Origin of the sequence: Shinella oryzae, assembly GCF_023038235.1 — a bacterium.
Classification (GTDB): Bacteria; Pseudomonadota; Alphaproteobacteria; order Rhizobiales; family Rhizobiaceae; genus Shinella; species Shinella sumterensis.
In genome coordinates this window covers 763,935-788,703 of the sequence record NZ_CP081988.1, presented here as the reverse complement: position 1 = coordinate 788,703, position 24,769 = coordinate 763,935, and the positions used below count along the sequence as shown (strand labels likewise).

Annotated in this window: 23 protein-coding genes; 14 read left to right on the top strand and 9 right to left on the bottom strand. The window is 61.3% G+C overall.

Features of this window, described 5'->3' with window-relative positions; genetic code table 11:
* Positions 1-128: 128 nt before the first annotated feature.
* The 3 genes from K6301_RS19825 to K6301_RS19815 are packed head-to-tail and all read left to right on the top strand — an operon-like array spanning position 129 to position 2,858.
* Positions 129-1,121, top strand: a complete 993-nt coding sequence (locus K6301_RS19825; RefSeq protein ID WP_247222268.1) for an MBL fold metallo-hydrolase — start codon at positions 129-131, stop codon at positions 1,119-1,121.
* A gap of 25 nt (positions 1,122-1,146) precedes the next feature.
* Positions 1,147-2,232, top strand: a complete 1,086-nt coding sequence (locus K6301_RS19820) for an aldo/keto reductase (protein WP_247222266.1) — start codon at positions 1,147-1,149, stop codon at positions 2,230-2,232.
* A gap of 41 nt (positions 2,233-2,273) precedes the next feature.
* Positions 2,274-2,858, top strand: coding sequence for a dioxygenase family protein (locus K6301_RS19815; RefSeq protein WP_247222265.1), 585 nt, complete (start codon positions 2,274-2,276; stop codon positions 2,856-2,858).
* A gap of 95 nt (positions 2,859-2,953) precedes the next feature.
* On the opposite strand, the gene K6301_RS19810 is transcribed toward K6301_RS19815, so the two are convergent.
* Positions 2,954-3,694 (bottom strand): SDR family oxidoreductase, encoded by a 741-nt coding sequence (locus K6301_RS19810; RefSeq protein WP_247222453.1) that lies wholly within the window; start codon positions 3,692-3,694, stop codon positions 2,954-2,956.
* A 79-nt stretch (positions 3,695-3,773) separates the two neighbouring features.
* On the opposite strand from K6301_RS19810, the gene K6301_RS19805 reads away from it, so the two are divergent.
* The gene (locus K6301_RS19805; RefSeq protein WP_247222452.1) at positions 3,774-4,439 is read left to right on the top strand and encodes a TetR/AcrR family transcriptional regulator; all 666 of its coding nucleotides are present in this window, start codon (positions 3,774-3,776) and stop codon (positions 4,437-4,439) included.
* A 31-nt stretch (positions 4,440-4,470) separates the two neighbouring features.
* Here the strand turns inward: K6301_RS19805 and K6301_RS19800 are convergent, their stop codons facing one another.
* From K6301_RS19800 to K6301_RS19780, 5 genes are all read right to left on the bottom strand, one after another.
* Positions 4,471-5,103, bottom strand: a complete 633-nt coding sequence (locus K6301_RS19800; protein ID WP_247222264.1) for a class I SAM-dependent methyltransferase — start codon at positions 5,101-5,103, stop codon at positions 4,471-4,473.
* Positions 5,100-5,738, bottom strand: coding sequence for a DedA family protein (locus K6301_RS19795; protein ID WP_247222263.1), 639 nt, complete (start codon positions 5,736-5,738; stop codon positions 5,100-5,102). The genes K6301_RS19800 and K6301_RS19795 overlap by 4 nt, the downstream gene beginning before the upstream one ends.
* A gap of 3 nt (positions 5,739-5,741) precedes the next feature.
* On the bottom strand, positions 5,742-6,725 hold the full coding sequence (locus K6301_RS19790; RefSeq protein ID WP_247222262.1) for an SDR family oxidoreductase: 984 nt from the start codon (positions 6,723-6,725) through the stop codon (positions 5,742-5,744).
* A gap of 130 nt (positions 6,726-6,855) precedes the next feature.
* Entirely contained in the window at positions 6,856-7,905 is a 1,050-nt protein-coding gene (locus tag K6301_RS19785) for an aldo/keto reductase (RefSeq protein ID WP_247222261.1), read from the bottom strand.
* 21 nt (positions 7,906-7,926) lie between these two features.
* Positions 7,927-9,252, bottom strand: coding sequence for an MFS transporter (locus K6301_RS19780; protein WP_247222260.1), 1,326 nt, complete (start codon positions 9,250-9,252; stop codon positions 7,927-7,929).
* Positions 9,253-9,393: 141 nt separating this feature from the next.
* Here K6301_RS19780 and K6301_RS19775 point away from each other — a divergent pair, with 141 nt between their 5' ends.
* Positions 9,394-10,338 (top strand): AraC family transcriptional regulator, encoded by a 945-nt coding sequence (locus K6301_RS19775; RefSeq protein ID WP_425475434.1) that lies wholly within the window; start codon positions 9,394-9,396, stop codon positions 10,336-10,338.
* A gap of 359 nt (positions 10,339-10,697) precedes the next feature.
* Here K6301_RS19775 and K6301_RS19770 read toward each other — a convergent pair whose 3' ends face one another.
* From K6301_RS19770 to K6301_RS19760, 3 genes are all read right to left on the bottom strand, one after another.
* The gene (locus tag K6301_RS19770) at positions 10,698-11,744 is read right to left on the bottom strand and encodes an aldose epimerase family protein (protein WP_247222259.1); all 1,047 of its coding nucleotides are present in this window, start codon (positions 11,742-11,744) and stop codon (positions 10,698-10,700) included.
* 79 nt (positions 11,745-11,823) lie between these two features.
* Positions 11,824-13,092 carry an alanine racemase gene (locus tag K6301_RS19765; protein ID WP_247222257.1) on the bottom strand — a complete coding sequence of 423 codons (1,269 nt, stop codon included), beginning with the start codon at positions 13,090-13,092 and terminating at the stop codon, positions 11,824-11,826.
* 23 nt (positions 13,093-13,115) lie between these two features.
* Positions 13,116-13,883, bottom strand: a complete 768-nt coding sequence (locus K6301_RS19760; RefSeq protein WP_247222255.1) for an IclR family transcriptional regulator — start codon at positions 13,881-13,883, stop codon at positions 13,116-13,118.
* Positions 13,884-14,045: 162 nt separating this feature from the next.
* On the opposite strand from K6301_RS19760, the gene K6301_RS19755 reads away from it, so the two are divergent.
* Genes K6301_RS19755 through K6301_RS19715 form a run of 9 tightly spaced genes read left to right on the top strand, consistent with a single transcriptional unit; the run spans position 14,046 to position 24,562 of the window.
* On the top strand, positions 14,046-15,080 hold the full coding sequence (locus K6301_RS19755) for a sugar ABC transporter substrate-binding protein (RefSeq protein WP_247222254.1): 1,035 nt from the start codon (positions 14,046-14,048) through the stop codon (positions 15,078-15,080).
* A gap of 15 nt (positions 15,081-15,095) precedes the next feature.
* On the top strand, positions 15,096-17,630 hold the full coding sequence (locus K6301_RS19750; protein ID WP_247222253.1) for an ATP-binding cassette domain-containing protein: 2,535 nt from the start codon (positions 15,096-15,098) through the stop codon (positions 17,628-17,630).
* Positions 17,627-18,592 carry an ABC transporter permease gene (locus K6301_RS19745; RefSeq protein ID WP_247222252.1) on the top strand — a complete coding sequence of 322 codons (966 nt, stop codon included), beginning with the start codon at positions 17,627-17,629 and terminating at the stop codon, positions 18,590-18,592. The genes K6301_RS19750 and K6301_RS19745 overlap by 4 nt, the downstream gene beginning before the upstream one ends.
* 2 nt (positions 18,593-18,594) lie before the next feature.
* Positions 18,595-19,800 carry an acetylornithine deacetylase gene (gene argE, locus K6301_RS19740; RefSeq protein WP_247222449.1) on the top strand — a complete coding sequence of 402 codons (1,206 nt, stop codon included), beginning with the start codon at positions 18,595-18,597 and terminating at the stop codon, positions 19,798-19,800.
* A 17-nt stretch (positions 19,801-19,817) separates the two neighbouring features.
* Entirely contained in the window at positions 19,818-20,567 is a 750-nt protein-coding gene (locus K6301_RS19735) for an MBL fold metallo-hydrolase (RefSeq protein WP_247222251.1), read from the top strand.
* A gap of 15 nt (positions 20,568-20,582) precedes the next feature.
* A complete protein-coding gene (locus K6301_RS19730) occupies positions 20,583-21,332 on the top strand; it encodes an SDR family NAD(P)-dependent oxidoreductase (RefSeq protein ID WP_247222250.1) in 750 nt (249 codons plus the stop codon).
* A 56-nt stretch (positions 21,333-21,388) separates the two neighbouring features.
* A complete protein-coding gene (locus K6301_RS19725; RefSeq protein ID WP_247222249.1) occupies positions 21,389-22,963 on the top strand; it encodes a GMC family oxidoreductase in 1,575 nt (524 codons plus the stop codon).
* A complete protein-coding gene (locus K6301_RS19720; RefSeq protein ID WP_247222248.1) occupies positions 22,960-23,439 on the top strand; it encodes a RidA family protein in 480 nt (159 codons plus the stop codon). Before K6301_RS19725 ends, K6301_RS19720 begins: the two co-directional genes overlap by 4 nt.
* A complete protein-coding gene (locus K6301_RS19715; RefSeq protein WP_247222247.1) occupies positions 23,426-24,562 on the top strand; it encodes a fumarylacetoacetate hydrolase family protein in 1,137 nt (378 codons plus the stop codon). The genes K6301_RS19720 and K6301_RS19715 overlap by 14 nt, the downstream gene beginning before the upstream one ends.
* Positions 24,563-24,769 lie beyond the last annotated feature (207 nt).

The window sequence follows — 24,769 nt, the reverse complement described above, 5'->3', positions numbered from 1 at the left end:
TTATCAGATCAATTGTCCGATGTCATGGTTGGCGTAGAGTTCAACGCCGCGCTCCATCCGGTTCCTTTGCCGGTCATTTAGGCCCTGCGTAGCGAAGCCGGGCGTGGCCAATGCGAAAGGGAAGACCGATGAATGCCTTCACCCTCAACAGACGCGCTGTCATGCTGTCCGCCGTCGCAGGCGCATCAAGCATGCTCATACCCGGCCTGGCCGGTTCCGGCACAGCCCACGCCCAGGCCACGCCCGCCTTCGCAGGCAATGCCGGGCATTACCGCTTCCGCGTCGGGGACATCAGCGCGACAGTGTTGAGCGACGGCGTGATCGGTGGCCCGCCGCGTGTCTATGCGAGCGATGCGCCGGAAGCCGAGCTTCAGGAGGTCCTGCGGCAGGCCTTTCTTCCGGCCGATCACATGACACTCAACCTCAACACGCTGCTGATCGAAACCGGCGGCCGGCGCATTCTGATCGAAGCCGGAGCCGGCAAGACCATGGGCCCGAACGGTGGCCAGATCTTTGATAACCTCGCGGCTGTCGGCCTCGCGCCAGCGGACATCGACGCGATCGTTATCTCCCACACGCACCCTGACCACGTGGGTAACTTGAGAACCGCGGATGGCGGCAAGGCCTTTCCCCGCGCCACGGTCTTCGTCCCGAAGGCGGACTGGGACTTCTTCGTCCGTACCGATCCGGATCTCTCCTACATGCCGGTGCCGGAGGAGTTCCGCCTGCGCTTCGCCGCAAACATCAAGAACAGCCTCGCGCCGTTCATGAACGATGTGGAGCTTTACGAAGCCGGCGCCGAGATCGTGCCGGGCCTGACGACGATCGTCGCATCCGGCCACACGCCGGGCATGGCCACCTTCCTCGTCCATTCCGGAAACGACCAGTTGCTGCTGACGGCGGACCTGGCCTATCACCCCGTCGTCAACGTCGACAGGCCGTGGCTTCCAGGCCCGGACCGCGACAAGGAAACCGCTCTTGCCTCCCGCCGGCGCATCTTTGACAGGGCGGCCGCCGATCGTCTCCCGGTTCTCGGCTTCCATTTTCCCTTCCCCGGCCTCGGCCGGATGCTGAAAACCGACGGCGGTTACGCCTGGGTCCCCGCCAACTGGCAGTTTTGACGATTAAGGAAACAGGAGAACTCTCATGGACCAGTCAAAGATCAACAGGCGCGGTTTCCTCGGCACGATGGGCGCGGCGGCGACAGGACTGGCGCTTGCCAGCCACGCGGCGGCGCAAACCCAGGAAACGAATGCGGCGTCGCCAACCGCTGGATCAAACCCGGACGTCCTTACCCGCACCTTGCCGCGGACCGGCGAAAGGGTCACGGCGCTGGGTCTCGGCACCTTCCTCACCTTCGACCTGAAGCCCGGTGACCGGCGCGACGCCTTGCGTCAGGTCTTCGAGCGGTACGTCGCCGCGGGCGGCCGTGTGGTCGATACGTCGCCGCTTTACGGCTCCGCCGAGGTCAGCGTCGGCCAGTTCATGGGAGAGTTCGACGGTTCGGACGAGATCTTCCTCGCCAACAAGGTCTGGTCGACGGGAGAATATCTCGGCGACGAAAGCCACGCGATGGAAAGCTTCCGCCAATCGCGCATGCGCACATGGCGCGACACGATCAATCTCATGCAATGCCACAGCATTACCAATGCGCCGGTCGTCGTCCCGCTCATGAAAGCCTGGAAGAAAGAAGGCCTCATACGCCATGTCGGCGTGACCCACCACGAGTCGGCGGCGCAGGACCAGCTCCTGGCGATCGTCCAGCGTGATGATGTCGACTTCATCCAGACGAACTACTCGATCTTCAACCGCGACGCCGAACGTCGTCTTCTTCCCGCTGCGGCCGACAAGGGCGTCGGCGTTCTCATCAATCTGCCGCTCGAAAAGGCCCGCCTGATGAAGGTGGTCGAGGGCCATGAGCTTCCCGGTTTTGCAGCCGAGTTCGGAGCGACGAGCTGGGCGCAGTTCTTCCTGAAATGGGTCATGGCGCATCCTGCCGTCACGAGCGTGCTCTGCGGCACGTCCAACCCCGACCATATGAGCGACAATGTCCAGGCGCTGAAGGGCCCGCTTCCCGATGAGCGGATGCGTGCCCGCATGGTCGCGCATATGGAAACGATTCCCGGCTTTGGGTCCATCGGCACGATGCCGTGGTATCCCGGCAAGGAGAATATGTATGAAGGCCTTATCCGGGAGGCGCAGGCGAACGCCGCGCAACGCCTTCAGCCTTGACGGCGCGCCGATTAACCCGCCATCACACTGGGAGACCGGTCTTGTCCTCCACCAGACGCTCGCTTCTGACTGCCTTTCTGACGCTGCCTTTCATCGAGGCGGCAAGAACAAGGGCGTATGCGCAGGCCGCTCCCGAGCTGCCGCTTACCCCCGCATGTGACGATGGAGACGAACCGACCCTGGAGCGGGAAGCCGGTCCCTTCTTCAGGCCGAACTCGCCGCTCAATCGGGATCTCTATCCGGATGCACCCGGAGGCGAGCGAATAACCGTCGCCGGCTTCGTCTTCGACAATCGCTGCCGGCCTCTGGCCGGCAGCCTCGTCGAGATCTGGCAAGCCGATGAGAAAGGCGACTATGACAGCGTGGGGTTCCGCCTGCGCGGACACCAGTTCACCGACACGCAGGGGCGGTGGTGGTTCAACACCATCGTCCCCGCGCTTTATCCCGGCCGAACGCGCCATTTCCATTTCAAGGTCCAGCGTCCGGGTGGGCGCGTTCTCACCACCCAGCTCTATTTCCCCGGAGAGCCCAAAAATGCCGGAGACTGGTTGTTTGACGAGGCGCTGCTCCTCGACATCAGGCAGACCGGTGACGGAAGGTTCGGGCGGTTTGATTTCGTGACATGACGAAGAAACGCTGCCAGAAAGGACAGGGTTTAGTCGCGCGACGCGTTGGAAGCCGGACGCCGTAAAACACGGCGTCCGGACGATGCGGGGCCAAATCACGCGTTGAAGCCTGCATCCACACTGAGAACCGCACCCGTGATCAGATCTGCCCCTGGACCGGCCAGGAACGCGACGGCGCTGGCAACTTCGCGGGGCTCGCCAAAGCGGCCGAGCGATGTGAGGCTCCGTTGATAATCCGCGTTCTCCCCATTGGCGGGGTTCATGTCCGTATCCGTTGAACCGGGGAGGACGAGATTGACGGTGATGCCCTGAGGCCCAAGTTCGCGCGAAAGGCCTCGCGTAAACGACAAGAGCGCGGACTTCGACATCGCGTAAGCCGTCACACCCGGAAAGGGCACACGCTCCGCCAGAGACGAACCGATCGAGATGATCCGGCCGCCGGAGGACAGGTGCGGGATCGCCGCCTGTGCGAACAGGAACGGCGCGCGAACGTTGACGTCAAGCATGGCCTGCAGGTCGGCGAGTGCCAGATCCACAGTCATGCCGGCGGTCCCGACGCCCGCGCTATTGACGAGGATATCAAGCCCTCCAAGCGTGTCGACCGTCTGGCCGACGGCGCGACGGATGGCGTCCGCATCGGCGCTGTCGGCCTGGATGGCAAGCCCGTGCCGGCCCGTTTCCTCGATCGCCTGAACCACCGATGCAGCCCTGTCGGCCGAGCGCTGATAGGTGAACGCGACATCTGCGCCCTTCTCGGCGAGCGCAATTGCGATCGCGGCCCCTATGCCCCGGGAGCCGCCGTTTACCAGTGCGCGCTTTCCAAGCAATTCCATGATCGTTTCCTTTATGCAGTGATCGATGCATAAATCGTTAGCGGCATTGCAAATGGCCGTCAATCAATTTATACAGTGGTCGATGCAGAATAACGTTTCACCCTGTGCCGACCATTCAGAACCGACCCTGCGCCCGCGAGGCCGGCCGCGCGAATTCGATCGCGTTGCCGCACTCGCCGCCGCAACCAGACTGTTCTGGGTCAAGGGTTATGAGGCGACGTCGATCGTTGATCTCACGGAAGCGATGGGGATCGGGACCAAGAGCCTTTATGCGGCTTTCGGTTCGAAGGATGCGCTCTATGCGGAGGCGCTTAAATATTACTACACCACGTATGAAGGGCTGGTCTGGACCCGCTTCAGGGCTGCGTCGACCGCAAGAGAGGCGGCTCTGGCGTTTCTCCAGGATTCCGCGTTCGCCATGACTGGTGGAGACCGCGATCTGCCGCACGGCTGCATGGCGACGCTTGCAGCCGTGGGCAGCGAAGGACACGCCGAACTGGCCGAACTCATGCGCGCGACGCGCGCGGGCGGTTTCGATCTCCTCAAGGCGCGCTTCGACAGAGCGAAAAGCGACGGTGACCTCAAGGCCACGGCTGACACGGCCAAACTGGCGAGATTTGTGCAGACGGTCCAAAGCGGCATGGCCATCCGCGCCCGTGACGGCGCGGATCGCGCCGAGCTGCAAGCCGTGGCGGAAATTGCACTTTCCGGCTGGGACAACGTCACCGGCGGCATCGATCCCCGTTAGGGTGATGGCTGATCATGACGACAGCTGGATTCTAGGTTGTCCCGTTATCTGGCGTTTGCGGCACGCTTGTCCAAACGTGTTGGGGGCGCGGCTTTCGCCTGCTTATACGATAGACGGCCGCGGGCGGGATGTTCGCGAACGTCCGTCCAACAAACGTCGCCTTTAAGCCGAGCCGGTCGAGGAGCGGTCTCGGTATCGGGCATCGCGGGCCATATGTGAACTGATAAAGCGCGCCCTCCTGGCGAAGATGCGAGAAAGCACCTTCGAGAATCGCGATCACTTTCCGCATCGGCATTGATAGGAGAGGCAGACCGCTCAGGACAGCGCCGACCGATGCCGAGGGCAGCACCGTTACCTTGCGCAGGTGCGCAGCGTCCATCTGGATGGTTCTGGCTGCGGGAAAGCGCAGGCTGAGCTTGGCGGCGAATTCCATGCCGTATTCGACGAGAACAAGATCGGATTCCGCAACACCGCGATCGAGCAGCGCCTCTGTGAATACGCCTGTCCCCGGCCCGAGTTCAATGACGGTTCCTGTATCGGCCGAGATCTCGGAGGTCATCAGCGATGAGAGTGCCCGCCCGGAGGGTGTCACCGAGGCGACCTGCAGCGGCGCGGAGAGCCAGGCGCGAAAAAAGAGGACTGCGTCTGCCGCTTTGCCGGTCATCGGGCATTTCCCTCTCGACGAAGCTGCTTCGTGAGCCGAAACTGCAGACGGAATATCAGGGCGACGATCACCTCCACGGCAACGAGAAGCACCATGGTCTTGAGTGCGAATGCTGATGAGTTGATGCTGGGCAGTACGAGTCCGGCCAGATAGCCGGCGGCGATGAACAGCCCGTTCCACAACACGATGCCGGCCGCCAGGCCGAAGGCGAACCTCATGGCACTCGCTCCCAGGAGCCCCGCGGCCAATGGCGAAATCAGACGTATGGTCGGGATGAGTTGTGACGTCGTGATGATCAACCGTTCCCGGCCGCGCAGGGATGACACTATTCGGTCGATGCGTTCTCGTGAAAGGCCGACCCATTTGCCGACTGTGTAGAGAATCGCGGCGGACTTCGATTTTCCAAGCGCGCGGACAAGGAAATAGAGTGCGAAGGCGCCTAGAAAGCTGCCGACGGTCGTGCCGGCAACAGCGGTGTGGATGGACCAGGCATCATCATGGGATGCGATGCCGATGGTCACAAGGATGCCGTGGGACGGAAGTGCAGGAACGAAGCGCTCCGCAAGGCCGACCGTAAGAAGGCCAATGATCCCATACAGCGCTATCCAATCGACGAGATTTGCGAGCGGGTCCATCCCTTAGCCTTCCCGAGCGAGGGATTGCGTAACCGGTTCGACGGTTGTCGACGACACCCGCGGCTCTTCGAATGAAACGCCGGTCAGCCTCTCCGAGATTTCCCAGAGCCTTTGCGCGACATGGTTTTCCATTGCCTGCCTTGGTATCCGAGCTTCCGTTGGGTGGCCGCGTGTCTCCTGAAGCTTGTCGGGACCGTAGTAGCTGCCGCCACGTGCATCCGGTGATGTCGCTGCAAACAGGGTCGGCAGCGCCCCCTGGGACGCCGGCTGGAACAAAAACCACAACAGCGACCGCAGGAGGCCTTGAGCGCTGCGCCGGCCCGGTGCGTTGTGCAGAAGGTCGGTGCGGGATATCCCGGGATGGGCCGCAATGGACGAGATACCCCAACCGGCCTTCTCGCTGCGCCGCTGGAGTTCCAGAGCGAACATCAGGCACGCCAGCTTCGACTGGCTGTAGACCGGCATCGGTTTGTAATCGTGCTCTGCCTGCAGGTCGTCGAAGTTGATTGCGGCATCGGCCGTGCTTGCCGCGATGCTGGACAATGTCACGACCCGCGGCTCCCGGCCATTGATCAGAAGCGGCAGCAATCCGGCTGTCAGGGCGAAGTGGCCGAGATAGTTGGTGCCGAACTGCAATTCGAAGCCGTCGTCCGTCGTCTTGCGGATGGGAGGCGTCATGACGCCCGCATTGTTGATGAGCACATCCAGATGAGCGCGACTGCCTCTCAGTCTTGCGGCAAGTGCCTCGATCGACGCGAGGTTGCCGAGATCGACCTGCTCGAACGTTACCGCAGCACCAGGCACGTTTTCCTTGATACGGCGGATGGCGCTGGCGCCTTTCGCCGGATTGCGGCCTGCGAGGATCACGTCACCACCGGCGCCGGCCAATGCGATGGCGTCCTCGAAAGCCAAGCCACCCGTTCCGGTGACGAGGATCGTGCGGCCTGTCTGTGATGGCATGTCATCAAGCGTCCAGTATTTCGACATTGTCAGTTCCTTCTTTCGGGCGGGTGTGTCCGCCGCAGGGCCGGCGGGGAGGGGCCCTGCGGCGGACAAAGGTCGCTGTAGGGGGGGACGCGACCTCATGAATCCTGAATTGCGGAGCGAAAAGCCGGGCTTACTGAGCCGCGTCGACGATCTTGCCGAGCGGTGGCCTTGCCGGCACGTGACGGCTTCGCTGCATCCAGGCTGGATATTCGGGTGGGAGCCTACTGACCTTGTCGAGTTCGGCCATCTCGTCGGAATTCAACGCGACCTCCGTGGAGCCGATACTGTCGTCGAGCTGGTTGACGGTTTTCGCGCCGATGATCACGCTCGTGACACGGGACTGATGCAAGAGCCAGGCGAGCGCAATCCGCGCGGCGCTCACGCCCTTCCTCGCGCCAATACGCTCCATGGTCTCGATTATGTCATATGCCCGATCCATGGCGACCGGCGGAAAATCGAAGGTGCTGCGGCGGCTGCCTTCTTCGACTTGCCGGCCACGGCCGAACTTGCCGCTGAGCAGACCGCCGGCCAGCGGGCTCCACACCAGAAGCCCAAGCTTCTCGGCATCGAGGAATGGTACGATCTCGCGCTCGATATCGCGGCCGGCAAGCGTATAGTAATTCTGCGACGTTGCGATCTTCACGGCATTGAGGCGTTCGCTGTGGCCTACCGCCCTGGCCATCTGCCACGCCGACCAGTTCGAAACGCCGACATAGCGAACCAGGCCCTGCCTGACGAGACTGTCGAGCGCCTCAAGGCTCTCTTCGATCGGCGTCACGTCGTCAAAATTGTGAAGCTGGTATAGATCGATGTAATCGTGCTGGAGCCTCTTCAGGCTGGCTTTGATGCTGTCGAAGATATGAGCCCGTGAATTGCCCGCTTCGTTCGGTCCGGGGCCCATCGGACCGCAGACCTTGGTGGCGATGACCACGTCTTCCCGCCTGACGCCAAGGTTCTTGAGCGACTGGCCTATCATCTCCTCGGAGACGCCATTCGAATATATATCCGCAGTGTCGATGAAATTGATGCCGTGCTCGAGAGCACGCGCGATCAAAGCCTGGGCGTCGCCCTGCTGGACGTTGCCCATGTTGGACCAGAGGCCTTTGCCTCCGAACGTCATCGTGCCGAGGCAAAGCTCCGAGACGAATAGACCTGTATTGCCCAGGGTTTTGTATTTCATGGGAGGCTCCTGAACGCTGTTTTAAGTTTCAGTTGGGTGCTGGCGAAGGAAGATGCCGATGCGGCGACTTGCGATGAGCAGGGTGATGCCCGACAGGACGCTGGCGAGGGGCACGATCAAGAGCCCCAGTCCCAGACCGTTGGAAATGCCGGCTGCACTTGCGGCATCGCTGATAATGCCCACGAAGAGTGGTCCAAGCGCCGGACCGGCAAGGCCGCTCCCGATCATCACGAGGCTGGACGCCTGGGCCTGCCGGCCCGGCCCGGCGACGAGGTGCGCGGCGCCAAATCCCCAGGGCAGCATGAAGGAGAACGACAGCATTCCCGGGACGAACAATGCGATCGACATCCAGCCGGCCGGAGCAAACAGCGCCGCCGTCGTTGTCAGGCTGGCGAGCAGGAAGAGAACTGCCGGAGGGCCCAGCACCCTGCCGGAGCCCGAGCGAACCGCGTGATCGAACCAGCGCCCACCGCCCAGCGTGCCGATGATGCCCATCAGCCCCTGCAGCATGCCAAAGGACACGCCGACCTCGGTTGCGGTAAAGCCATAGGTCCGTATCAGGAAGGGTATGGAAAAGGCGTAGAAGGGCGCACCGGCAAAGCCGAGGAAAACCGTGCCCAGGAACAGCCAGCGAAAAGCCGGAGACGACAAGAGATCGAGGCTTGTCCGCAGGAAAGGTTCGCTGCGGGTGGTCGTAAGCGGCAAGCGCGGCGTCGGGCCTGCGACAAGCGCCGTCAACAGGCCGACCAGGATGCCGATGACGCCGGCGCCCATCAACACGACGCGCCAGCCGAAGATGTCCGCAATGGCGCCGCCCGCTGCAAAACCCACCATCGTTCCAAGCGGGATGCCCATTGCGAAAAGGCCGATCGCAAGGCCGCGTCGTTCCGGTTCGATCTTGCGCGCGATCAATGCGTGGCCCGCCGGAACCGCTCCCGCCTCTCCGAACGCGACACCGAAGCGGGTCAGCGCGAGAAAAGCGAAACTTGCTGCGAAGCCGCCGAGTGTGGTCATGACGCTCCAGAGCAGGATGCAGGACACCAGCACAAGTCGCGGTGATCCTCTATCCGCAGCGCGCGCAAGCGGTAATGAGAGAAGGGCATAACAGACTGCAAAGGCGAGACCGGTCAGCAGTCCCATCTGGGTATCCGTGAGAGATAAGTCGGCCTTGATCTTTTCCGAGAGGATGAAGGGAAGTATTCGATCGATCTGCGACAATGCATTGATCAGGAGGAGCACGGCGCAGATGGCGACGATCCGCCATCTGCTTGCGTATTCACGGCTTGATGCTTCAGAGAACACCCTTTTCGTGGAAGGATCTCTTGACCCTGCGGCGATTTCTGCCATCTTGAGACTACTCCTCGCTTGGTTGCACCCATAAGCTAGATGGAGTGTCCCATGACCAGAATGCCTGAACCCTCAAGAAACTTGCCTATTCCTGCAAAAGGCGTGACAATGCCGGCGCGGGGTCAGGTGTTTTCCTGGCCCATGAAGGGTCGGGAGCCAAACGTGAACAGGCCATTGCTGGATGCCGTAATGGCGTATATCGACGAGCAGGGAGGTGGCCAGGGGCTGTTTCCGACCGCGATCGAAGGCTTCAATATCGTGCGGTCCTTTCAGTCGATGATGCCGATGCGCAACATCTATCGGCCGTCGCTTTGCGTGGTGCTGGAAGGCGGCAAGGAACTGCATCTCGGAGATCAGCGTCTCAGCTATGGAACGATGGAGTGCCTTGTCGTCAGCGTCGGGGTTCCCGCGACAGGCCAGATCGTGGAGGCAAGCGAAGAGGCTCCATATGTCGGCGTCATGATCGATTTCGACGTCGCCACGTTGCGGGAGGTTCTCGAGCAACTGGACACGCCGCCGGCGCAGGTAGAAGAGTCGGGCCCCTGTGCCTTTGTCGCCAAAGTGGATCAACCGTTGGCAGACTGCATTCTTCGTCTGGTCCGAATGCTGGCGACACCGAAAGCAATCCCTGTCCTGGCGCCTTCGATCGTGCGCGAAATCTGCTTTTGGCTGTTGAGCGGCCCCCATGGCGGTGAGCTCTGCAAACTGGCCTTGCCGGAATCGAATATCGAGCGCGTCGTCAGGGCCGTATCGACGTTGCACACGAACTTTGCAGACACGCTTCGCGTCGAGCATCTGGCGGAAATTGCGCGGATGAGCCCGTCGTCCTTCCACCAGCACTTCAAGGCATTGACCTCGATGACGCCGCTCCAGTTTCAAAAGCAGCTGCGTCTGTTGGAGGCGCGCCGGCTCATGGTCACGCAGGCGGTCAATGTTGCCGAGGCCGCCTACAAGGTCGGCTACGAAAGCGCGTCGCAGTTCAGTCGGGAATATTCGAGGACCTTCGGCATTGCGCCCAAGCAGGATGCGTTGAACCAGCAGCGCCTCCGCACCGCCTATGCAAGCCGAACCGTCCGCTCAGCCTGACCCTATAACGATCGGATTTGCACAGAGCAGTAGGGCCAATCGACATCTATCGTAGCCATATGACTGCAGCGGTTCGGCCTCCTTCGCCCGCGAGCCGGACGCGCGGTCCGAGATGCTAAGATATGGACCTGGCAAGCGATCGCTGGTCGGCTTTTCCTGAAGATCTTTAGCTCCCTGATCGGAGATAGGATCTAAGTACAGCTCGTAAGGGACATGGAGCCCCGTGCGCCCTGAGTTTAGCGTTCGTCGCGGTCGTCATTGTCGTCGGTCTCGGCGCCTACTGGCTTTTAGAGCCAATCAGCTTCCATAGCGTCACCGGGATGGTCTTATGGTGATAGCAGCTTGCCGTGCGCTTATTCCTATCGCGAGCTTCGCGGGGACCTCTCGTGCGCGAGAAAATGGCCGTCGAATGCGAGCTGATGCGTCAAGCCGTCTGATGACACGAGCGAAAGGCTGGTCTCGTCACAAGCGATGGACTGGATTACGCCGCTTCCAAGAAGATCGCAGGCGCCGATGATGGTTCTGATCTCGGCTCCGCTGACATCTATGGACGTCGGGATCCCCGACTGAGAGAGGGTATTCGGGGCGATCGATGCCCGATGGCCGTATCCAAAAAATGTTGCAGCCTCTTCAATGCCAAGAACGCCTCTATGTCGGCCGGACCACGGCTCGTAGAAGCGACCGCCGTTCGAGTACCAAAGGACCGTACTTGGCAGCATATGAGGCGGTTTAAGGATCAGTGCCATGTCCATTTCCACCGGCCGCGCGGCGACAGCCCATCCAAGCAGATTTGCCGGCTGCTCGTGAAGCATGACGAGGTCGACATGCCCTTCATCCAGTGGATAGCGCAGGAGATTGGAAAACCCGCCATCGGCACGGGGAAACCTTCCAAGGTCCTTTGAAGCGGCGGGATACGCGAGGATCGAGCGTCCCCTGGCCGGTTCCGTTTCCAGTGGTTCGGCCATGGTTTCCGCGCGCATTTTGGGCGAAACGGATACGACCCCGCCGTTGGGCAGATCGATCATCGCGTGATAGGCGACCGGCATGCGGCCATCGCCGCCCTCAAAGCGATGGGACTGATAGAGAAAGGGGTGATGGTCGCGGACAGTCAACGTCTTCGTCAGTGTCGCTGACAGGATTTTTTCCGAGAGCGTGAACCGCACGCGCATGCCATCCGGCAGATGTTCGACATCCCGCACGGCCCATCGCGCATTCGCGGACCATCCATGGGCGGGCGCCGGCTCGACATCCGACAGGCCAAAAGGCGCGCAGAAGAAATCGATGGAAAGGCGTCTCAGGTGGTCAGGAATGTCCGTGGCCAGCGGCTCGCCGATCCAGGGTGCCCGGTGGAAGGGGGAAAAAAAGGCGTCCAGCCCGCGTGACTTCGAACTGCGATATATGCCCAACGGTCATATCGACCGTCACGTTGATGCCGATCGCCGAGAGGGTGAAACTGTCCTGAAGGGTTGTCATTTCCGAAATGCCTCAGCCGAAATGGGTCGTCAGGATGTCGACGATGAGGCCCTGTTCGTCGATGCCATAGACGAGGCGCCAGCGCTGGAGTGCGGTGCATGGGTGCGAGATTCCCAGTTCCAGAACATCACCGACGCGCAATGCCGCGCTTCCACGAACGAAGGCATGCTGGTCGTTCAGTTTTTCGACGACCGGCGCCGGGTCTGAAAGGTCGATTTGTTGGCCATCGCGAAAGGCTCTGCGGATAATCGGCACGCCCTGATCGTTGGGTGCATCACGCATCCCGAAGCCGCAGATCGTGAGGTCCGGTTCCGGCTGTGAAAGCACCTCTGTCCACAGCGAAAGGACGGGCTTGATCGATCGCGCCACCTGTCCGGTGATGCCTCGCGCCGCGACGGCTTCCAGCGCCCGCTTGTAAAGCCCGTCATCCGAAAAAAAGATGGCGCCCGAGCGCAGCACGAGGCGGGCATTGCCTTCGCGCGCGATTGGCCCGAGCCTGGAGACGACCTCGTCGAAATACATCGAGCCGCCGGCCGTGATCGTCATCGTCTTTTCCGAACCAACGACATCACGGATGGCACTGAACGCGTGGCTCACCAGTTGGAAGAGTTCATCAAATGCATGCCGATAATCGCTCCCGTCCACGGCCGCGGCTTCATAGGTCGCCACACCAGCGAGCTCTATCTGTCCTTCCGTCGCAAGGATCGCATCGCGAATCGCGATCGCCGTTTCCAGCGTCCGCGCTCCCGTACGCCCGAAGCCTAGCTCAACGAGCCCGGAGACTCTTGCGTTGCCGATATTCCTCATGGCGGCGTCCAACGCTGCCACGCCCTCGACCGAATCCAGGAAGATGAAGACTTCGGCCGCCGGAAATGCTTTCAAAGCGTTGATGAGATGGCGGGCTCCCGATGCGCCGCCGGGCGGGCTGGCATAGACAAGACGCGTGATGCCCGCCTCCAGCAGCGTCTGGAGCTGCTGTATATTGGCAACCGTCGCGCCCCAGGCGCCCTGTTCGATCAGCATCTTCGCAAAGGTCGGCATCATGGGTGTCTTCGCATGGGGCGCGAGGAGCACACCGGCCTCGTTGGCATAATCGAGAAAGCCGGTCGCGTTTGCGCGCAATGCCGGGGTATCGAGCGTAAGGACGGGCAGTGGCATGTCACCCCGGGCGGGCGACCAGTTCTTCGATTTGATGGATGCTGCAGACAGAACCTCGCCTGGCGGGATGCCGCGGAACCGCGCGTCGAAGACATTGGTGCTGTGCGTGGCGGCATCCGTCATTGTTCTGCGAGCTCCATGTTCTGCTACAGTTTTTGCGATATGCGTTTGCAGGTCTGCTTCACGGCTTTCAGAACCTGCGAGAGGTCGTCCGTGTCCGAGACGCGGTCGACATGGGGGACGATGATGCTGGCCACCGCATCGCCGTCAGCATTTGTGATCGCGCCGCAGATATCGGTAATTCCAAGGAAATCCGTACTTTTACCTAGGATGTGGCCCTGTTGCCGGATGTCGTCCAGAATGGCGTTCATCGAGCCGTCGTCGAACGGTTTTCCACCGTGGCTCCTGCAATCCTTCAGCATCAGCGCCCGCTTTTCCTGCGGCTGGAACGCCATGATGACCCTGCCGCTGGCGGCTTCGGAAGCGATGCGTCCGTATCCGAGGTGAAGGTTGAACGTGACGTCCGACGTGGTCGGAATGGAGCCGACGATCACCGTGCGACCCTTGTAGATCACCACGAGATGGGGCGCCTGGTTCACCTCTTCCGCCAGAACCCGCATCTCGGGTAGCGCGACCTCCAGGAGCGTGCGCGATTGCGGCGTGCGCAGGCCGAGGCCGAAGAGCTTGGGACTGAGGGTCAGCTCGTCCGTATCGCTGTCGCGCTGCACATACCCTCTCGCGATCAGAACGTGGATCATCCGGAATATCTCGTTCTTGCTCTTGCCAAGACGCTCCGCAAGTTCGCGCAGTGAAACGGCAGATTCCTTTTCCGCAAGGCTTTCAAGGATATCGAGCCCCTTTTCCAAGGCCGGGGCCGAATACGATTTGTCGCCGCCGGTGGTTTCCTCAGACATTATCACGTCTCCATTTTTTCGCAATTAGCGTTTCATATAAGAAATGAGCTTTACATATGAAACCAAATGTGGTGCCATTTGTCATCATCTCAAGCTTGGCGGCTTGGAGATGTCACATAAAAATCATCCGCCGCAATCGTTTGTCAGCCAGAGGGAACTATTATGGCAATCGCAAAATTCACCCAGGCATTCCTCGCCTCCGCGCTTGGTTTCGGTCTCTATGTTTCACCTGCGGCGGCGCAGGACAAGGCAACGATCGGTATCGTCGCGATCGACCTTCAGAGTTCATTTTTCGTTCGCATGCAGGAGGCCGGTGACAAGGCTGCCGCTGACTATGGTGTCTCGACCGCCTGGCAGAGTGCCGAGGGAAGCCCGGAAAAGCAGGTCTCGCTCATTGAGAACTTCATCAACCAGAAGGTCAGCGCGATCCTGATCGATCCGCTCGACAAGAACGCCCTTGTTCCGGTGATCAAGAAGGCGCAGGATGCCGGTATCAATGTCATCACGATGGGCAACAAGGTCGAAGGCGCCGGCAACTATGCGACGCTTTATCCCGACTACGGCAATATGGCGGAAGTCGCACGCGCCCTTGCTCATTCGATCGGCGGCAAGGGTGAAGTGACGCTCCTGATTGGCGCGCGCGGCAACTATGTCTCGGATACACGCGAAAAGGGCTTCACCGATACGCTTGCCAAGGAGTTCCCGGACGTCAAAGTCGTCGGGATCCAGCCTGCCGGCTGGGATCCGTCGAAGGCCGCGGACATCGCGCAGACCTGGCTGACCACCTACCCTGACCTCAAGGGTCTCTCCTGCATCTCCGACACGATGTGCCTCGGCGCCAACTCCGTTGCGGAAACGATGGGCAAAAGCCTGAAGATCGCCGGCTATGACGGCGACGCGGAAATGGCGCCCCTGATGGAGAGCGGTGCCATGTCGCTTGACGTTCTCACCGGTGCCTATCGCGTCGGCTACTGGAACGTTGCTGTCGCCGCACGTCTTGCCAACAAGGAAGAGCTTCCCAGGGATCTCTACATGCCGACCCACTTCATCGCGACGGACGCGTCGGCGGCGGAACTGGCGAAGGCCGGGCAGAAACTCGACTACATCACTCCGCAGAGGGCCCATGAGGTCAGTGTCGACTACTCCAGCGAATTCGGCCCGCAGCAGCCGACATCGGCCATGAGCGTCGAAAACTGACGCGAGGACAAAAACGTGACCAAGGTGCAAGAAAAGCGCGACTTTGGCCCGGGCAAGGTTGAACGACCGTCAACCTTCACGGAAATGCGCGACGAGCTTTTGCTCGTCGCGCTGATCGGCCTCGCTGTTGCCGGGTTCGCCCTTGCGCATCCGGCCTTCCTGTCGGTGGCAAACCTTCTCAACATCGGCCAGCAGAGTGCGATCGTGGCGATCGTCGCCTTCGGCATGACTGCCGTTATCATCGCACGCGGTATCGACATTTCGGTAGGTGGCATCATGGCTTCTGCGGGCATAGTCGCCGCCATGACTGTGGAGGCCACAGGCTCGGGCCTGCTTGGCATTCTTGCCGCCTGCCTCGCCGGCGCATTCTTCGGCGCAATTAATTCCGTTCTGATCGCCGTGATAGGCATCAGCCCGTTCATCGCAAGTCTCGGAACGATGGCGCTTGCGAAGGGTGCTGCGCTCAGCGTCTCTCAGGCGTCCAGCATCCTCGTAACGAATGACACCATGCTCTGGGCCGGTCAGGCGACCGTGCTCGGCATTCCAGCCGGTTTCCTTGTCGCGATCGTGCTTTGCATTGGCTGGAGCTTTCTGTTGAGCAGGACGGTGCTGGGGCGATCCATATATGCTGTCGGCGGCAACGCCGCGGCCGCGCGCGCGTCGCTCATCAACGTTCGCTGGACGCAGACTGCCACATACGTGCTGTGCGGCGTCTCCGCCGGTCTCGCGGCCGTGATCGGTATCGGGCGGCTCGGTTCCGCCCAGCCGCTCGCCGGCACTGGCCTGGAATTTGCCGCCATCACCGCCGCCGTGGTCGGCGGGGCAAGTCTCGCTGGTGGCAAGGGTTCCGTAACCGGAACGATGCTCGGTGCGATCGCAATCGGTACGATCAATGCCGGGCTGTCCTTCCTCCAGGTTTCCCAGCAGATCATCTACATGGTTTCAGGCCTCATGATCCTCGGTGCCGTTCTCGCCCGCGGTGACCTAGCCTGGAAGCGGCAGATTTTCGCCAAGGTCGAAGGAGCTTCCACTGCACGCTCGGACGCTGCCATCACAAGCGAACGCCGCCTGGATGTCTCCGGCGTTTCCAAATCCTTCGGCGGCGTGAAGGTGCTGCACAATATCTCCTTCGCGCTCAAAAGCGGCGAAGTGGTCGCGTTGATGGGCGAGAACGGCGCCGGCAAGTCGACCCTCATCAAATGCCTGTGCGGCGTGCACAAGACGGATGGCGGCGTTATCGCCTTTATCGGCGGCGAAGATGGTAAGAGCGATGCGCGCAAGGACGTTGCCGTCATCCATCAGCATTTCAGTCTCGTACCCGATCTCACAGTCGCTGAAAGTCTCTCGCTGGGACGAGAGCCCGTTTCCGGCTTCTGGCTTCGCAGATCGGTGATGCGGCGAAGGGCGGAGCAGGTGCTGGGCGAAGTAGGCCTCGACTGCGACGTGGATGCGCCGGTACGCAGCCTCACTGTCGGTCAGCGGCAGATGCTCGAAGTCGCAAAGGCCCTGATGGCATCAGCGTGGCTGGTCGTGATGGACGAGCCGACAAGTGCGCTCAGCAATCGCGAACGCGATCAGCTCTACGGGATCATCGCCACGCTGCGTGCGAAGGGTTGCGCTGTCCTGTACATCTCCCACAAGATGGAGGAGGTAAAGACGCTGGCTTCCCGTGCCATCGTCCTACGCGACGGCCATCTCGTCGGCTATGTTGCACTTTCCGAAACATCGGAGCGTCAACTGGTCCACATGATGGTGGGACGCGACCTGGAAAATGTCTTCCCATGGAGCCCCGCAGATCTTGGTGCGGACATGATACGGTTGCGCGCCATGGCGGGCGGTCTGGCGAAAGACGTGTCTCTGACCGTTCGGCGGGGTGAAGTCGTCGGTCTGGCGGGACTGATGGGAAGTGGCCGCTCGGATATCCTGCGCTGCATCGCAGGTATGGACCGTCACGTTTCGGGCGAGATATTGCTTGGCGGCGAGCCCTTGGTGCCCGGTCATCAGCGCATGTCTGCGGAGCGGGGCGTCGCCTTGATCCCGGAAGACCGTCATGTTGAAGGGATCGTCGGATGCCTCAGCATCGCGGATAATCTTGGTCTCCTCTGGATGCAGCGTCAGGCGCGGTTCGGCGTTGTTTCAAGACGCGGCGTGCGCGAAGTCGCGCAGTCAATGATCCGGCAGCTGGACATTCGGCCGCCGGCGCCGGGCAAGGCGGTCGCCAACCTCTCCGGCGGAAACCAGCAGAAAGTCGTCATCGGGAAATGGCTGGCCGTCAATCCGGCGATCGTCCTGCTGGACGAACCGACGAGCGGCGTCGATGTCGGCGCGAAGTCCGAAATCCACAAGGTCATCGGCGATTTGAAGGCCCGAGGCGCCGCGATCCTGCTGGTCTCGAGCGAACTGCCCGAGCTGCTTGGCGTGTCCGATCGCATCGTGGTCATTCGCAACGGCGTGAGCGTGGGTGAGCTGCCCCGGGGTGCCAGTGAAGAGTCTGTCATGGAGCTTGCTTTCGGCTCCGCTGAACCCGCAAGAGAGGACGCCCGGATATGAATGCGCCCGGTAAGCTTTTCAGCAATATAGGGCCACTTGCGCTCCTGGTGGTGACCGTTCTGGTCTGCGGCCTGATCGACCCGCGCATCCTGGCACCCGAGAACCTGATCAACGTGCTAGCACAGAGCGTGCCGGTGCTCATGCTGGCCCTTGGTGCGTTCATCGTGCTGGTGACTGCGGGGATCGACTTGTCGGCAGGTGTTGCCGTCACCCTCGGAAGCATCGTGGTCGCCAGCCTGCTGACGGCGGGTGTCGATCTGCCGGTTGCCCTGGGCGGCGGTCTTCTTTCCGTCCTGGCGATCGGGTTTGTGAACGGTGCCCTTGTCAGCATCCTGCGCATTCCGGCCTTTGTCTCGACCCTTGCGACAATGTCTTGCATTCAGGGGCTCAGCCTGCTGATGGCCAAGCGTGGGGTCTATGTGCTCAGCGATCCGACCTTGAAATTCCTCGGCATTACCCGTCTTGGGAACGTCCCGGTGCTCTTGATCTTCGCGGCGCTCGTCGTTCTGGTCGCCTATGTGCTGATGCACCATACGCGGTTCGGCCTTCGCGTCTATGCAACCGGATCCGATCCGGCGGCCGCCGCGCTTGCAAATGTCCCGACCGGCCGGATTTATCTCCTGACCTATGTGGTCGCTGCTGGCTTCACCTTCATGTCGGTCGTCACCCTGATTGCCCGGACGCCGATCGTCACGCCGAATCTCGGCGGGCAGTCGCTTCTCCTCGACGCCATCGCCGCCTGTGTTCTCGGGGGTACGAGCATTTTCGGTGGCCGTGGCGCTGTCATGGGTGTCGTTATGGGAACGCTGATCGTGGGTCTGTTTTCGAATGCCCTGCGCGTGGTCGGGATCGACCCGTCCAGCCTGGACTTGATGAAGGGAACACTCGTCATTGCGGCGCTTCTCTGTGACGCCGGCATGCTGTCGGTTCGTCGCAAAGTATTTAAGGAACATGCAAATTGAACGTGACACCCGCCATGCGCGACCATGATCTTCCCGGAAAGGAGCCGCTTCTCGGCGCCGCGATCGACATTCTGGCGAAGCTGGTGTCCTTCCCATCGGTAAGCTCCGAACCGAATGGGGAGGTCATCAAATTCATCAGCGACTTCCTTTCCGAAAACGGTGCGCGTGTCGAACGGCTGCACAGTCCGGATCAGCCGAAGGAAAACCTCTGGGCGACGTTCGGTGACGGTGACAGCGGAGGCCTCGTGCTCTCCGGGCATGTCGACGTCGTGCCGGTGGCAGGACAGAATTGGGCGCGACCGCCGTTTTCGCTGACTCGCGATACGACGCGCGTCTACGGCCGCGGAACGACCGACATGAAGGGCTTTCTCGCGTGTGTCATGGCTGCAAGCCAGCTTTTTCGCCAGGGAAAACTGCGCCGCCCTGTGCATATTGCCGTCACGTTCGATGAGGAGGTCGGTTGCCATGGTGCGCGGGAACTTGTCGACTTCCTGAAACGGACCGACATCCGGCCGGCGGCCATCATCGTGGGCGAACCGACATCCATGGCCGTCGTCGATCGTCACAAAGGATCTGTTGGCTTCACGACGGAAATCGTTGGCACGCCCGCCCATTCGTCGCAGGTTCATCTGGGGCAGAGTGCCATCAAGATCGCCAGCGAGCTTGTAAGTGAACTTGCCTCGATTGGCGAGCAGCTGACGCAGGGTGCCTCCGATGCCGCTTTTCCGTACCCCTATCCGTCCATCAACGTCGGTGCCATCAGGGGAGGGCAGGTCCGGAACATCGTCGCGGCAAGCTGCGTGTTCGATTGGGAGATCCGGCCGATCCTCCCGCAGCAACTTTTGGATATCCGGCGCGCCTTCGACCGGCATGTTGCGGAGAAGATGAAGCGATACGCTGATGCGGGCGGGCTGGTTCCGTCGATCACAACGACCGTTGCCTATGATACACCGCCGCTGGTCGGGGTCCCGGTATCGGATGCCGTGTCGCTGGCGATGAATTTTGCGGACCACAACCGTTCGTCTGCCGTATCCTACGGCACGGAAGCGGGCATTTATCAGGAAGCTGGCTTCAGCACAGTCGTGTGCGGACCAGGCGATATTCAGCAGGCACATGCCGCTGACGAGTGGATCGCGGTGGACCAGTTGGAGCAGTGCCTCAACTTCATGCGCCGCCTCGCACACTATGTAACCGAGCCCAGTCAATAGCGGTCGGGAGCCAACACATGCGAATAGCCGAACATGTTCATCTCGTCGCATCCGGAATACAGGGTTGCGCCCTGAGCGACGATCTGGACTGCAACTGCTACCTCTTCAATTCCGGCGCGGGTCTCGTGCTGTTCGATACGGGCGCTGGTCGCGACATCGCCCGGATACGCGCGGTCATGGAAGCAGACGGGCTGTCATTCGACGACATCACGCACGTCTTTCTGACGCACGGCCATGCGGACCATTCCGGTGGGGCAGCGGCGATACGTGCCTTGTGCGAAGCGCATATCGTCTGTGGCGACGGGACTGCCGATGCGCTTGCCATGGGCGAGGCTGGCATCAGCCTGGATGCCGCGCGCAGAGCCGGTGTCTATCCTGCAGACTACCGCTACACGCCCCCGGTTCCGGACCACATCGTCGATCCCGGTTCGATACTCGAAATCGGCAGGCTGCGTATCACCGCACTGCCAACACCGGGACACAGCGCCGATCACATGTCCTACCTGGTGAGGTTTGCGGATACCGGATTTCTTGCCTCGGGCGACGCGCTGTTTCATTCGGGTCGCATCATCTACCAAGCGACCCACGATTTCGACATCGCCCAATCCTGCGAGAGCATGCGGACCATCGCCGCGCAGCCATTCGACGGTCTGCTTCCCGGCCATGGCATGTTCACGGTTTCGGCCGGCCAGCGTCATGTACACGCCGCGCTCGACCTCATCGAGGCGATGAGCCCGCCGGCGCCGCTGCAGCTTGTGAAACTATAATCCGGAGATGCTGAAATGAAGAGGTTCAACGGCAAGGTCGTGGTCGTAACGGGCGGTGCAAGTGGTATTGGCGCCGCGACTGCTGAGGCATTTCTGAGCGAAGGCGCCCGTGTGGCCGTTCTCGACCGCGCGTTCGACGCGACCCTTCAGAGGGCGACCGATACACTCTGGGAGGTCGCCTGCGACGTCTCGCAGGAAGGTGATGTCGAAGCGGCATTCGACAACATAATGGAGCGTTGGGGTGCTGTCGACGTGGTCGTCCATGCGGCAGCCACGCTCGGGGCGAGTGCGCCGTTTCATAAAGTCTCGCTCGCGACTTGGCAAAAGTATGTCGACACCAACCTCACGGGGTCTTTTCTCGTGTCACGCGCGGCGGCCAACCGCATGATCGCATGTGGCATCGAGGGGCGGATCATTCTGGTCGGGTCCGTTAATTCTTTCGCCGCAGAACGTGAAGCGGCGCCTTATGCCGCGACCAAGGGCGGGATACGTCTTCTGGCGCGCGCGGCGGCTGTCGACGTGGCGCGGTTCGGCATCACCGTCAACATGGTGGCGCCAGGGCCGATCACCACACCCGCAACGGCTGCAAATTTCGAAAGCGATGAGACAAAAGGGATTTTCGCTCGAGTGCTGCCTGCAGGCGGTCCCGGGCAGCCGCAAGATGTCGCCGCTGCCATTCTTTTCCTGGCGACGAAAGAAAGCCGCTTCATCACCGGAACCGACCTTGTCGTGGACGGTGGCATGTTCGCGCAAATTCTAAATTGATCTGACAATGCCCCGCCAGAAGTGGAACAGGCGGCCACACCCGAGAGGATATCACAATGCATTATGACGTCATCGTCGTCGGCGCCGGGTCAGCCGGCGCTGTCCTCGCCGCTCGCCTCAGCGAGGACGCGGATCGCAGGGTTCTGTTGCTGGAAGCGGGACCGAACTATCGCAGCGCCGAGCAACCCGTAGAGATGCAGAGCGCCAATCCCTTCAACCTGATCCTGCCGAAGCACTTTCAGGACCGGTACATGTACACCGACCTCATGGCGCGGCGAACCAAGAAGCAGGAACACCGCATCTACTGGCGTGGCAAGGGGATAGGAGGGTCGTCCGCGGTAAACGCGCAGATTGCCATTCGTGGACCGCTGCATGCCTTCGATCGTTGGGCGGAAATGGGTTGCGAAGGCTGGTCGGGTCGCGACGTGCTGCCCTATTTCAAAAAGCTGGAAGACGATCCCATCGACGCCGACTATCACGGTCATGATGGCCCGATCCCGATCTACAGGGCTCCGCTCCAGAGCTGGGGCAATGTGGACAAGGCAATGCGTGACAGCGCGATGGCATTGGGGCATCCGTGGTGCGATGACTTGAACGCGCCAGATGCTGAGGGTGTCTGCACCTTCGCGATCAACAGCCGTGACGGCAAACGTGTCGCCGTTAGCGACGGTTATCTGGAGCCTGCGCGGGGCAGGCCCAATCTCACCATCATCGGCGAAGCGCTGGTCGATACGGTGCTGTTTTCTGGCCCGGCGGCGACGGGTGTCGTGGCGATTGTCGGCAATGAAAGACGTGAATTTTCGGCGCCGCTCGTCGTGCTTTCGGCGGGTGCCATTCACAGCCCTGCCATTCTCCAGCGGTCCGGGATCGGTCCGGCGGCTCTGCTTGCCCGGCACGGCATAGACGTTCGCGCCGATCTGCCGGTCGGAGAGAGCTTCTTTGATCACCCCTATTGCCGCATCGAACTGAAGCTGAAGCCGGAATACAAGGCGGTGGACGTCAATGCCCGCCACACGAATTGCTGCGTCAAGATGAGTTCCGGCGTTGCCGGCGGCACACCGCAGGATATCCTCTATAATGCGATGAACCACGGCGGTGTTGGCGTCGAGTCCGATCGCGCGCAGTTCGGCGAGTCCATGATCAATCTGATCCTGATGGAGGCGAAAAGCCGGGGCACCGTGCAGCTCTCCTCGCCACATGTGCTCGACCAGCCGATCATCGACGAGAACATGCTGGACCACCCGAACGATCTGGAGCGTATGCGTGTCGCCTATCGCCATCTCGGCGAGATCGGCAAACAGCAGCCGCTGCAAACCATCGCCCAGCGGATGCTGCTCGGGAATTCCGATCTGCCGCTGGACTGGCTGAACACCGCGACGGACGACGAGGTCGACGATTTCCTGCTCGAACAGTCCTCCGATGCCCAGCACGGGGCGGGTGGCTGCTGCATGGGTGCGGACGGTGACCCCGCAAGCGTTGTCGACGTGACCGGCAAGGTGCGCGGCGTACGCGGATTATTCGTTGCAGATGCTTCGGTCATGCCGCTCGATTGCCAGGCGAACACCAATCTTTCCATTATCATGATCGGCGAGAAGATCGCCGACGGCCTTCGTCGGAGAAACGAAAGATGAGCGCTGTCGATCGCTTGAAGGAACTGGGGCTCGAATTTCCGCAGGAGTTCAGCCCTGGCGGAAACTATATCCCGTTCCGCCAGTGTGGCGATGTCCTCTACTTTTCAGGGCAGGGGCCGAGAACCACCTCCGGTGACTGGATCACCGGGACGGTGGGAGAGGATGTCACGATCGACCAGGCCTATGAGCATGCCCGGGGTATCGGGCTTGCTCTTCTGGCCGCCGCCGACAAGGCGGCGGGCGGTCTGGAGCGGATCGAGGTCGTGAAGATCTTCGGGATGGTTCGGGCGAAGAGCGATTTCGTACGGCATGCAGATGTCATCAACGGGTGCTCGGACCTGCTCGTGCGCGTGCTCGGTGAGCGTGGCAAGCACGCCCGGTCGGCCGTCGGCATGGGCTCTCTTCCGAACGGGATGACCGTGGAGATCGAAGGCGTCATGCGCATTCTTCCGGAGGATAGCCATGGCCTGGCATGAAGAAGGTTGCTTCGTTGGCCGGGCGTGGTCGCCGGAAGCGGGAGGCCCGATCCTGGTGACCATCCGCGAGGGGCGCGTATTGGACGTCACGTCAAAAGAGCTCCCGACGGTTCGCGATCTTCTCCAGCGCGACGATCCCGCGGCTGTCCTGCGCGATCTTATGGGGCGGGACGTTGGCGCTCTCGAAGACTTTCTCGCCATCCGGCAGCCTGACCGTTCGCATGTTCATTTGCTCGCGCCTGTCGATCTCCAGGCGGTCAAGGCATGCGGCGTCACCTTTGCCCGTTCCATGATCGAGCGCGTCATCGAGGAACGCGCTGGGGGAGACCCCGCACGGGCTTTAAGCATTCGCGACAAGGTGGCCGGCATTATCGGGATGAGCCTGCGCGATCTCAAGGCGGGCTCGGAGGCTGCTCAGGCGGTCAAGGTTGCGCTGATCGAGGAAAACCTCTGGTCCCAATACCTGGAGGTTGGCATCGGTCCGGACGCTGAGGTCTTCACGAAGGCGCAGGTCTTGTCCTCGGTCGGGACGGGTGCCGATGTCGGTCTGCATCCGAGTTCCCGCTGGAACAATCCCGAACCGGAAATCGTGCTCGCGGTCGATAGCGGGGGCGTCGTCAAGGGCGCGACGATCGGCAATGACGTCAACCTGCGCGATATCGAAGGCCGTTCGGCTCTTCTGCTCGGCAAGGCGAAGGACAACAATGCGTCCTGCGCCATCGGCCCCTTCATCCGCCTTTTCGACCGCACCTATTCGATCGATGACGTGCGCAACGCCGAACTCGATCTGCACGTCACGGGACAGGACGGTTTTGTTATGCGCGGCAAGAGTTCCATGCGGGAGATCAGCCGCGATCCGCTGGACCTCGTTGCGCAGACATGTGGCCGGCACCATCAATATCCGGATGGCTTCGTGCTTTTCCTTGGAACGCTGTTCGCGCCTGTCCAGGATCGCGATACGCCGGGCCATGGCTTCACGCACAAGGCCGGCGACGTGGTAACGATTTCCAACGAAAAGCTCGGCTCACTCGTGAACCGGGTGATGCTTTCGACAGAATGCGCGCCTTGGACCTATGGCGCGTCACACCTGATGCGCAACCTCGCCGCGCGCGATCTTCTCTAGGAAGTCATCGATCACGCTTCACCACAAGCTGATTGCCAGTAAATCTTTGTCCACTGAGCCGCGCTCAGTTCATACCGCTTAATCGCCATTGGCTGCCTCCATGACCAAACGCGCTGCTCTACGAAGCAGCGATTAAGCGATTTGGGAATTCTGAACGTCGATTGGCCGTACGGTCCGGACTCCGCCAGCGCTTCCGCCGCCGGAAGA

Coding starts and splice junctions, on each gene's coding strand:
- K6301_RS19800 (WP_247222264.1), bottom strand. CDS start 5,103: ATGACCGGCAAAGCGGCAGACGCAGTCCTCTTTTTTCGCGCCTGGCTC.
- K6301_RS19790 (WP_247222262.1), bottom strand. CDS start 6,725: ATGTCGAAATACTGGACGCTTGATGACATGCCATCACAGACAGGCCGC.
- K6301_RS19730 (WP_247222250.1), top strand. CDS start 20,583: ATGAAGAGGTTCAACGGCAAGGTCGTGGTCGTAACGGGCGGTGCAAGT.
- K6301_RS19725 (WP_247222249.1), top strand. CDS start 21,389: ATGCATTATGACGTCATCGTCGTCGGCGCCGGGTCAGCCGGCGCTGTC.
- K6301_RS19780 (WP_247222260.1), bottom strand. CDS start 9,252: ATGGCAGAAATCGCCGCAGGGTCAAGAGATCCTTCCACGAAAAGGGTG.
- K6301_RS19755 (WP_247222254.1), top strand. CDS start 14,046: ATGGCAATCGCAAAATTCACCCAGGCATTCCTCGCCTCCGCGCTTGGT.
- K6301_RS19820 (WP_247222266.1), top strand. CDS start 1,147: ATGGACCAGTCAAAGATCAACAGGCGCGGTTTCCTCGGCACGATGGGC.
- K6301_RS19825 (WP_247222268.1), top strand. CDS start 129: ATGAATGCCTTCACCCTCAACAGACGCGCTGTCATGCTGTCCGCCGTC.
- K6301_RS19715 (WP_247222247.1), top strand. CDS start 23,426: ATGGCCTGGCATGAAGAAGGTTGCTTCGTTGGCCGGGCGTGGTCGCCG.
- K6301_RS19745 (WP_247222252.1), top strand. CDS start 17,627: ATGAATGCGCCCGGTAAGCTTTTCAGCAATATAGGGCCACTTGCGCTC.
- K6301_RS19795 (WP_247222263.1), bottom strand. CDS start 5,738: ATGGACCCGCTCGCAAATCTCGTCGATTGGATAGCGCTGTATGGGATC.
- K6301_RS19775 (WP_425475434.1), top strand. CDS start 9,394: ATGAAGGGTCGGGAGCCAAACGTGAACAGGCCATTGCTGGATGCCGTA.
- K6301_RS19805 (WP_247222452.1), top strand. CDS start 3,774: ATGCAGAATAACGTTTCACCCTGTGCCGACCATTCAGAACCGACCCTG.
- K6301_RS19765 (WP_247222257.1), bottom strand. CDS start 13,092: ATGACGGATGCCGCCACGCACAGCACCAATGTCTTCGACGCGCGGTTC.
- K6301_RS19720 (WP_247222248.1), top strand. CDS start 22,960: ATGAGCGCTGTCGATCGCTTGAAGGAACTGGGGCTCGAATTTCCGCAG.
- K6301_RS19785 (WP_247222261.1), bottom strand. CDS start 7,905: ATGAAATACAAAACCCTGGGCAATACAGGTCTATTCGTCTCGGAGCTT.
- K6301_RS19735 (WP_247222251.1), top strand. CDS start 19,818: ATGCGAATAGCCGAACATGTTCATCTCGTCGCATCCGGAATACAGGGT.
- K6301_RS19760 (WP_247222255.1), bottom strand. CDS start 13,883: ATGTCTGAGGAAACCACCGGCGGCGACAAATCGTATTCGGCCCCGGCC.